The 10,648-nt window shown below is 63.9% G+C and carries 4 protein-coding genes; 1 reads left to right on the forward strand and 3 read right to left on the reverse strand.

Annotated elements, in window-relative coordinates; all coding sequences use genetic code 11:
• Positions 1-641 precede the first annotated feature (641 nt).
• Entirely contained in the window at positions 642-1,340 is a 699-nt protein-coding gene (locus NRB16_RS26710) for a helix-turn-helix transcriptional regulator (RefSeq protein ID WP_045491634.1), read from the forward strand.
• A gap of 228 nt (positions 1,341-1,568) precedes the next feature.
• Here NRB16_RS26710 and NRB16_RS26715 read toward each other — a convergent pair whose 3' ends face one another.
• The 3 genes from NRB16_RS26715 to NRB16_RS26725 all read right to left on the reverse strand — a co-directional run.
• Positions 1,569-3,536, reverse strand: a complete 1,968-nt coding sequence (locus NRB16_RS26715; protein WP_045491636.1) for a MacB family efflux pump subunit — start codon at positions 3,534-3,536, stop codon at positions 1,569-1,571.
• A gap of 2 nt (positions 3,537-3,538) precedes the next feature.
• Complete coding sequence (gene macA, locus NRB16_RS26720) at positions 3,539-4,684, reverse strand: macrolide transporter subunit MacA (RefSeq protein WP_045491638.1); 1,146 nt, start codon at positions 4,682-4,684, stop codon at positions 3,539-3,541.
• A gap of 563 nt (positions 4,685-5,247) precedes the next feature.
• A partial coding sequence (locus tag NRB16_RS26725; RefSeq protein WP_257107347.1) for a non-ribosomal peptide synthetase occupies positions 5,248-10,648 on the reverse strand: 5,401 nt, incomplete at its 5' end.

Here is a 10,648-nt window from a genome sequence, read left to right on the forward strand (position 1 = left end):
ATTGCATTGCAACCGCCCGGCAGCATGGTTGCTGCCATTAGAGGCTGGCAGGCAATCATTTTGGCTCGCGCCAAGAGATGAAGACGGTGCAGGCATGTCACTGTGCTACTATTAAATAAATATGACGTCACGGGCTGCTGGCAACGTGTGTCAATTGCCATCGGCCTCGCCATGCAGACTGCCGGGGGCAGTGGTACAGCGCTCTGGCGTGTGCGTGGGAGCTGTACGGAAATGGCTGAACAGGCGGCAAACGATAGAGCCGACACCTTGCCCGGGCATCATCCGTGCCTTTCCTGCAGCATCAGGTTGCGCAACATAAATCGGTAATGCACTTTGCTGTAAGGTGTAATAACCCCAACTAAACATGGAAAATTACAGCCCCCCACTGAAACTAGCGAAGACCAAAAACGCTATGCTTAGAACCTTTAAATGAGTAATACCGGCACAGAAACGGTTATGCTGTTGTTCCGCGCCTTGAGCACTTACCCCCCTGTTAGAAGGACCTGCCTATGTATCCTCTGCCCGAGAAGTCTCTGGCCCTGCATGACGTCGTGCCCCGTCCCGCCTGTTCCCAATCTACGCGCATGGGTCAGGCTGATCGCGCGCACTAATCACGACACTTGTAACTCAGGGATGAAACGATGAATTCACGTGCGCTGTTCCCTCACCTCGGCAAGGTCATTGCCAGTACCGGCAGCCGGCATTTTCCGCGCATGCTGCATGATCTGATCCACAGTCATCTGGCCATCGATGCCACGCACATTCGCCGCCTGCCACTGGACCCGGTGCAACAGGCCAGCTCCCCCGATGAAATCGACTTCTGCGCTTCGGCCCATGCCGAGCAGACGCCAACCGCGTCGCACACAGAGGCCGCGCAACTGCATCTGAGCCGCCACAAGGACGGTTTCCGCTACGAAATTTCCTTGTACCGCAGCCGCGAGCCGCAGGGCTTTTCGGCCCAGGAGCGCACGCTGCTGCAGGATATCTCGCCGCTGTTGCTGCCCATGGTCGAAAAACACATCAGCGCCGTGCAACCGGCCGATACTCAAGCGCCAGTCGATGACAGCAGTGAACCGCAAACGCTGCGCCTGCGCTTCATCGAACGCCTGCAGCAAAGCGGCCTGAAACTGTCGGCCCGCGAGATGGAAGTCTGTGTCGGCCTGCTGGCCGGGCGCACCGCACCGGAGCTGGCTGTTCAGCTGGACCTGAAGGTCAATACCATCGAAAGCTATCTCAAACGCGCCTCGATCAAACTGGGCATCAGTGGCCGGCATTCGCTCAAGCGCTGGATGTACTCGGCAGACGACACACCGCTCGCTGGCGAGCGGTACGTTCAATAACGCTGCCGCCTCTGCGCCGCGCTCTCGCGCAGCAAACACGGACCCCGTAGGACCGGCCGGGCGGCGATCCGCTTTAGCCGGGAAGCCTTCGCTGCTGAAGCAGCTCCTACGGAGTAACCATTAAAAATCAATGGTTTGTAATGTTGTTTGATGAGAGCCGCTTTAGCGGCGAAGCTTTCGCGGCCAAAGCGGATCGCCGCCTGGCCGCTTCTGCCAAACAGCATTCGATCAATCCCGCGCCAGCGCATCAATCGGATCCAGGCGCGCCGCGTTGCGCGCCGGGACGAAGCCGAACACCACACCAATCAGGGTCGAACAGGCCACGGCGGTGATGATTGCCCCGCCCGAAAACACCATCTCCCACTCCTTGATGAACACCGTAAACAGATGCCCGAGCCCGTAGGACAGCGAGATCCCAATCGCCCCGCCCAACAGGCAGACCATCACCGCTTCGACCAGAAACTGCTGGCGGATGTCTGACTGACGCGCGCCGACTGCCATCCGAATGCCGATTTCCCGGGTCCGCTCGGTCACCGACACCAGCATGATGTTCATCACCCCGATACCGCCCACCAGCAATGAGATCACCGCAATCAGCGACAACAGCAGCGCCAGTGAGCGGCTGGTTTTCTCCACGGTCTGCATGATGCTGTCGAGGTTATTGGTGAAGAAATCCTTGGTGCCGTGGCGCTGCTGCAGCAATTCGGTGACTTTCTCTTCGACCAGCTTGCTTGGCTGACCATCGCGGATGCGCACGCTGATGCTGTCCAGGTGGCGCTGGCCCAGCAGCCGGCCGGCGGCGGTCTGGTATGGCACCCAGACGTTCAGGGCCTTGCTGGCGGCGAACATGTTCTTGTTGTCTGCGGTGACGCCGATCACCGTCACCGGCAAGTTGTCGATCAGGATCACCTGACCCAAGGGGTCGATCGTGTTGCCGAACAACCGCTGGCGCGCGTTGTGATCAATCACGACCACCTGGGCCTGACGCCGGGCATCGCTTTCACTGAAGGTGATACCCGCCTCCATCTTGATCCCGCGCACCTGGAAATAACTGTCGCTGACCCCGTTGACCTGGGCATCGAGGTCGATATTGCGATAGCGCAGCAGCAGGTTGCGGTTGACCACTGGCGTTGCGCTGTCTACGTAATACAACTGCCCCAGCGCCTGCACGTCCGAAAGCTGCAAGGTCTCGATGGCCGCCGCCCGGCTGTCGCCAAAGCTGGCGCCGGGGTACACATCAATGGTGTTGCTGCCGATCGCCTGGATGTCCTTGAGCACGTAGCGCTTGGCACCTTCGCCGATGGCCGAGATCGACACCACCGAGGTGATGCCGATAACGATGCCGAGCATGGTCAGCAAGGTCCGCATGCGATGCGAGATCAGCGCCACCCAGGCCATGCGGAACGCTTCCTTGAACAAACCGACGCTGGCCACCATGCGCCGTGCAACCCCCGCCGCTGGCTGCTCCGTCGCCGGTTTGTCATGCGCCGAAAGCTGAGCATCGTTGCGCCGGTCGCTGATGATCACCCCGTCGCTGACCTCAATGATCCGCTCGGCATTGGCGGCCACCTTGGGGTCGTGGGTCACCAGAATGACCGTGTGCCCGGCAGCATGCAGCTCCTGGAGGATCGTCATGACCTCCTTGCCGCTGGTGGTGTCCAGTGCGCCAGTGGGTTCGTCCGCCAGGATCACCTCCCCGCCATTGACCAGCGCCCGGGCGATACTCACCCGCTGCTGCTGGCCGCCGGACAGCTGGCTGGGGCGATGATGCACATGGCCGCTCAGGCCCAGTCGTTCGAGCAACCGCCGGGCCCGGCTGTGCCGTTCTTCGGGCGCGGTGCCGGCATAGATCGCTGGCATTTCGACGTTGTGCATCGCGCTCAGGTGCGGCAACAGGTGATAGCGCTGGAAGATGAAACCGAAGTAGTCACGGCGCAATTCGGCCAGTGCCTGATCATCGAGCTCACGGGTTTCCTGGCCATTGATCCGGTAGCTGCCGGCGCTGGGTTGGTCCAGGCAGCCGAGGATGTTCATCAGCGTCGATTTACCCGACCCCGAGGCACCGATGATGGCGACCATTTCGCCGGCATGGATGCTCAGGTCGATGCCCTTGAGGGCAATGAACTCACGGTCGCCGGCCATGAAGCTGCGGGTGATGCCTTTGAGGTGCAGCAAAGGTTGTTTGCCGTGCGCCATGCTCAGGTGTCCTTGTTGGCGTTGATCGGGTCGCCAATGACCACCCGATCGCCTTCAGCCAGGCCGGATTTGATCTCGACCCTGACGTTGTTATTGATGCCGGTCTGGACGCTGCGGCTCTGGGCCAGGCCTTTGCCGTCCAGCACCCGCACGTTGTAGCTGCCATCGGCGCTGCGCGCTCCGAGGGCGGCCACCGGCACGTTGAGTACCGCCTTGGCGGTGTCGAGCACGATATGCACCTGGGCAGTCATGGCGATGCGCAGGCGGTGGCCGGGGTTGGGCACGTCGAACAGGGCGTTGTAGAACACCGCGACGTTCTGTTTGGCGCTCTCGCTGTCGGCCTTCTGGAAGTCCTGCGGGGCCGGTTCGATACCGCGCAAGGTGGCGTAGTAGCGTTTGTCTTCACCAAGAATGGTGAAGTACACCTGCTGGCCGGGGCTGATGTGGATGACGTCGGCCTCGGAGACCTGAGCCTTGACGGTCATGGTGTCGAGGTCAGCGAGTTTTAGCAGGACCGGTGCCAGTTGGTTGGCAATGACGGTCTGGCCCTCCTGGGTGACGATCGCGACGACGTCGCCGTCGATGGGCGCGTTGATGCGGGTGTAGGCCAGGTTGATTTTGGCCGTATCGATCTGGATCCGCGCATCTTTGATCTGGGCCTTGAGCGATTGCAGGTTGGCCTGCTGCACTTCGTGGTCGGATTCGGCGTTCTCGAATTCCTGGCGGGAGATGGACGAGCCGCTTTCAAGAATGGTGTAGCGTTCAAAAATGCGCCGGGTTTTCTTCAACTGCGCTTCGGTCGCGCGCAGTTGGGCCTGGAGGTTTTCTTCGGCAATCTGCGCTTGTTGCAGGGTATTGCGCAGGATCTGTGGGTCGATTTCAGCGAGCCACTGGCCTTTCTGGACTTTGTCGCCGAGTTTGACCTTGAGGGACTTGAGCTGGCCGGAGACCTGGGCACCGACGTCAACCTGTTTGATGCCTTCAAGGGTGCCGCTGGCCAGCACAGCGTTTTCGATGTCGCTGCGTTCGACCGGGGCACTGAGGTACTGGGGGGCGTCGGCAGGTGCTTGTATGGCGTACAGAGCCAGACCAGCCGCTACGGCAAGGGCCAGGCCAAGCGCGGTTTTGCGCAATGTTGAAGTTTGCATAGATCACTACCGTTCCAGGCTTTGCATGGGTGTTGCTGGGGTGTTGTGGGTTTGTTTGCTGATTGCTGATTGGTGGTCTTGCGGTCTTGTGATTGATCCGAAATACCGGTGCCTGAACCTCGGGTTCCGCCCCGACGGGCGGGTTACTTTGTTGCGGCAAAGTAACCAAACCGCTTGCTCCGGGTTTGGCCCCTTCGGGGTTCCCTCGCGCAGGCGCCATTCCAGGGGGGCGCCGCAATGGGCCATCCATGGCCCGGTGCGGCTAAACCGGCATCCATGCCGGTTTTCCCCCTTCCATGACACCTGCACTCGGCCAGCACCAACGTCGCGTTCGGCGGCGTCTGTGAGATCCCGGTTCGAAGAGCAAGAGCTGGCGTCAACACTGTCCGAATAAACACCGCGAACCCGGTGGGAGCGAGCTCTGCTCGCGAAGGGGCCAGCAAAAGCGGCACATCTGCTGTGGATGTCACCCTGTATCGGTCGTGGTCCGGCATCCCGGCAAGCCAACTCCCATCGGGCTACCAGAACAATGCTGGAGCAAGAATGGATTCGCATTCCAGGTTTCATGACAACACCTCACCTTCGGTGACGGTCTGTCCATCGTGCCACCAGGCGGCGAGGCTATAGACGTTGGGGGTTTTGAGGATGGTGAAGTGGTTGCCGGGGCCGTACCAGACGGCCAGTTCCGGGGTGAGTTTTTCCCAGCCGTTGAGCATGTTGGTTTGCTCGCGCTGGTTGCCGGCGCTGTCCAGCACCGGGTCGTCGACCAGCACCAGGCGCAGCGGGCCGTCGTAGCGTTGGGTCGGGCGGTAGCGGGTTCGCAAAGCGGTGGCGTAGGTGCGCGCAGGTCCGTGCATGGCGTCGGGAGCCGAGTGGCGCGACAGCACGCCAGCGCTGACCAGGCCCTGGTGCAAGAGCTGCAGCTGGCTGGCGTCGTCGGCGTCGGCAAACACCTGCGGGTCAATGCCTAGCGACTTGCCCGAGGCCAGTTGCAAGGCTTCGATCAACCGCTGCAAGGCGGCGGTGGTGGTGTAGGACCGCCCCGCCACACCGCTGCTGCCGGGCGCTTCGCTGTCGATCAGGGTCAGCGAGGTGATTTCCCGGCCACGGCGTTGAAGTTCGGCCGCCATTGCGTAAGCCACCCAGCCGCCGAATGAATGCCCGACCAGGTTCAGCGGCCCGTGCGGGTAGACCTGTTCGATGGCTTGCACGTAGAAGCGCGCGGCCGCTTCGACCCGGCTGTGGGGCACCGAGGTACCGTCCAGGCCACGCGGTTGCAGACCGTGGATCGGCCATTCCGGCCCCAGCGCTTCGCTCAGGCCAATAAAGCTGGTGATGCTGTCGCCGGCGCCCGGCACGCAGAACACCGGTGCATGGCTTGGCTGGCCGCTCTGGATGGTGACCAACGGCTGGTACGCCGCAGCCTGTGGCTGCCCGGCCCGCGCCTGCTGCGCCCGGCTCATGGCAGCGCTCAGCGCCTGGCCCAGCACCTGCACATGGGGTGCCTGCATCATGCTCTGGTGATCGCCCGGCACCTCGATGCAGCACAATTGCCCGGCCGCCAGTTGGGTTTCCCAGCCCAGGCTCGGGCTGCGCTGCGACAGCGGGGTCGGCCGCTCGGCGGCGCAGAATAGGTGGACCGGCAGGTTGATCGGGTTGATCCGGTAATGCGCCAGCGCATGCCCGTGGGCCACTTCCCGGGCCATGAACTGTTGCAGGTCCGCTGCACTGGCAGCGGCCAGGTCCGGATACAGCAACTGCTGGTCGCGGCAGCGTTGCAGCAGTTCGTTGAACTCAAGCCCCGCCGGTAACCGATCAAGGTCCTGCAACGGCTGCCGGCCAGCCTCGCCCTGGCTCAGCCAATGCATGCGGCAGTGCAGCAGCAGTTGTTGTTGCAGCACATCGACGCCGGACCAGCGCGCCTTGCCCTGGTCGGTCCAGCGCGGCACATAGGTGTCGAGCAGGCCGAGGAACTCGACCTGCTGGTCCATGCCCAGCAGTTGCAGGGCGACCTCAAAGGCCAGCACCCCACCGAATGACCAGCCGGCCAGACGATAAGGCCCTTCAGGCTGGGCGCTGCGGATCACCGTCACCAGCCGTGCGGCCAGGCATTCCATGGTCTGCAGTTGCGGCTGGCCCAACGCGATACCCGGCAGGCCGTAGATCGGGAAGTCGCCGTCGATGTGCCGGCCCAGCGCCGGGAAATACACATCCAGGCCGCTGAACTCATGAACCAGAAATAACGGCGTGCCGCTGCCCCCGCCGCGCACGGTAATCAGCGCCTGATTCTGCTCCGGCAAGCCGCTGCGTTGCGCCAGCAAGGCGGCCACAGACTCGACACTGACGTGCTGGAACAGCTCGGCCAGGGTGATACTCAGCCCGGCCTGCTGCAATTGGTTGACCAGCCGCACGGCCAGCAATGAATGACCGCCCAGCTCGAAGAAACTGTCATGGCGGCCCACTTGCGGCACCTGCAACACTTCGCGCCAACAGGCCGCCAGTTGCTGCTCCAGCTCGCCTTGCGGGGCCTCGAAAACGCGGCTGACAAAGGCTTCCGGGGACGGCATCGGCAATGCCTTGCGGTCAACCTTGCCGTTGTTGGTCAGCGGCAACTGGCTCATCCGCACCCAGGCGGCCGGCACCATGTACTCCGGCAGACGCGCCTGCAGCCAGGCCCGCAGCGCAGCGTTATCAGGGCATGCGCCGGGCTGCTCGGCCACGGTGTACCAGGCAACCAGCCGCAGGGTGCCAGGTTCGATCTGGCGGGCCAGCACCACCACGTCCTTGACGCCCGGACAGGCGGCCAGGCGTGCTTCGATTTCGCCCAGCTCGACACGGAAACCACGAATCTTGACCTGATCGTCATGCCGACCGATGTATTCCAGCTGGCCGCTCTCCAGCCAGCGGACCTGGTCGCCCGTGCGGTACATCAGCGCGTCGGCCTGTGGGCTGAATGGGTCACGGAGGAATTTCTCGGCGGTCAGCTCAGGGCGGTTCAGGTAACCGCGCGCCACCCCGTCGCCGCCGATATACAACTCACCGGGCACCCCCAACGGCACCGGCTGCTGCCGCGCATCCAGAACATAGACCGTGCTGTTGGCAATCGGCCCGCCGATCGGTACGCCCTGGGCGTGCTCATCCACCGCCTGCACCTCGTAGGTGGTGGCGTAGGTGGTGGTCTCGGTCGGCCCATAGCAATGCACCAGTCGCAGCTGCGGCGCCACGGCCAGCAGCCGCCTGAACATCGCCGGCTCGGCCCGTTCACCGCCACACAGCAGAATCCGCAGCCCGGCCAGTACCTCGGGCATCAACTGCACGTACTGATTGAACAACGCGGTGGTGACGAACAGGATGCTGACTTGCTGCTCGCGCAGGCAATCGGCGAAGCGTTGCGGGTCGAGCAAGGTGGCGTGGTCGACCACCACCACGCAGCCGCCGTTGAGCAACGCCCCCCATACGTCCATGGTGCTGGCGTCGAATGCCGGGTTGGAGGCGAAGGCCACCCGGTCTTGGGCGTTGAAGTCGGCATAGTTGCTGTTGAGCACCAGCCGGGTGATGCCGCGATGGGCGATCAGCACGCCCTTGGGCGTGCCGGTGGAGCCGGAGGTGTACATGATGTACACCGGCGCAGCGGCGTCCTGCGCCAGTTGCGGGTTATGGACCGATTGGTCGGCAAGTGGCAACTGGTCCAGATCCAGGCGCCGGGCCGGGTACTCCAGCGCGGTGTCGCTGCGGGTCAGCAACGCCACGGCCTGGCTGTCCTGGACGATAAACGCCTGGCGCTCGGCCGGCGCATGAATGTCCAGCGGCACATACACCGCCGCGCATTTGCTGATCGCCAACTGGCTGACCAGCAGGTCGATGCTGCGTGGCAACAGGATTGCCAGATGATCGCCGGGCTTGACCCCGATACCGATCAGGTAATGCGCCAGGCGGTTGGCACGGGCGTTGAGTTGCTCGTAGCTTAAGGTCTGCGCGCCGTCCACCACCGCCGTGGCCTGCGGTTGCTGCGCGACCTGCCGTTCAAACGCCGCATGGGCCGTCAGTTCGCGTGGGTAGTCACGGGCGCTGGCATTGAAATCCACCAGCAAGCGTTGGCGTTCAGCCGCTGGCAGCGGATCCAGCGCCAGCAGCGCAGACTGCGGCGCCTGCTCCAGCGCCAGTGTCAGTTGCTGCAAGACCTCAGCCATTGCCCCGCACACCCGGCTGGCATTGATGCCCGACGTGGTCAGGGCGGTCAGGCTCAAGCCGCTGCCCAGATCATCGACACTCAAGGTCAGCGGGTAGTTGGTGCGTTCTTCACTGTGCAGCACTTCAATGCCTTGCCAGGCCTGCCGGCCCTGGCTGGCCGCATCGACCGGCTCGGCGCTGTGCCGGTAGTTGAGCAAGGCGCTGAACAGCGGCGTGCCGGCGGCCAGGCCGCTGCAGCGCTGGGCCAGCGCCAACGGCGCGTGTTCGTGGCGCAGCAAGCGGGTCAGCCCGGCGTGTACTGCGCGGGCGGCGACCTCGACGCTATCCTCGGCAAGCCTGACGCGCAGCGGCAGGGTATTGATGAACACCCCCAGCGCCCGTTCGGCACCCTCGCCGCCCTGCAGACGCCCCAGCAACACGGTGCCAAACAGCACATCATCACGCCCCGCTAGCTGCCCCAGCAGCCGCGCCCAGGCCAGATGCACCAGGCTGGCGGTGCTGACGCCCAGCCGCCGGGCCTGCTCGCGCAGGCGCACACTCAAGCCGTCGTCGACCCGCTGCTGTGCCCGGCCGGTCGGCCCGGCGGCAAGCTGCGCGATACCGAACGGCAAGGTCGGCTCATCGACATCAGCGAGCATCTCGCTGAACAGCGCACGGTGTTGTTCCTCGCCCAGCCCCTGACGGCTGAGCGCGACGTAAGTGCGATACGGCACCGGGGCCGGCAGGCTCGCTTGCTCGTGGACCAACAGCGCCTGCATTTCATGGCGCAACACCTCCAGCGCCACGTGGTCCATGACCAGATGATGGAATAGCAGCAAGGCCACTACTCGCTGGCTGCCCGGCTCTTGCGCCTGCACCAGGCGCAGCAGCGGCGCCTGATCCAGCGGCATGCGGTAGCTATGGCTGGCGTAACGGGCCTGCAACTGTTGCAACAGCCCGGCCTCGCCCGGCGCGGCGTGGAATGTTTCGCGGATCAGCGTGGCCTGGCGCCAGACCACCTGCACCGGCTCCGCCAGAGCGTCCCAGAACATCGAACTGCGCAGGATATCGTGGCGATCAATCACCGCCTGCAAGGCCTGGGCAAACGCATCGAGACGCTGCGGATCGGCAAACGCGAACTGCGCCTGCAACACATAGGGGTCGCCCTCACCGGCGGCCAGGTGGTGGTAGAGAATCCCGGCCTGCAACGGCGCCAGCGGATAGATGTCCTGCACATTGGCAGCGCCGCCAGGGACGCTGGCAACGATGCGGTTGATATCGCTCTGTTGCAGCGCCAGCAGTGGTAACAACTCAGGGGTGATCTGGGTGCAACCTGCCGGGATCTGATTGGCCGGTACATCAGCCTGCGGGCCACGGCTCAGGGTCGCCGCCAGCGCCGCCAGGGTCGGCTGGCCAAACAACACCTGCACATCCGTGGCCAGCCCCAATCGGCGCAGGCGCGCCACCAGGGTCACGGCCAACAGCGAATGCCCGCCCAGCTCGAAGAAGTGATCCTGGCGGCCGACCCGCTCCACTCCCAGCAGCTCGGCCCACAGCCCGGCCAGGGTGATTTCCAGCTCGCCCTGTGGCGCCTGGTATTCACGCACCGCCAGCGATTGCGCATCCGGCGCCGGCAGGGCCTTGCGGTCCAGCTTGCCGTTGGGGCTCAGCGGCAAGGCCGCCAGGTGCACGAACTGCGCCGGGACCATGAACTCCGGCAGGTTTGCCAGCAGGTGCGCCCTCAAGGTGGCGATTTCCAGGGCATGGGCAGCGGTGTAGTACGCCACCAGACGC

The sequence above is a fragment of the Pseudomonas sp. LJDD11 genome (genome assembly GCF_024584215.1).
Taxonomy (GTDB): Bacteria; Pseudomonadota; Gammaproteobacteria; order Pseudomonadales; family Pseudomonadaceae; genus Aquipseudomonas.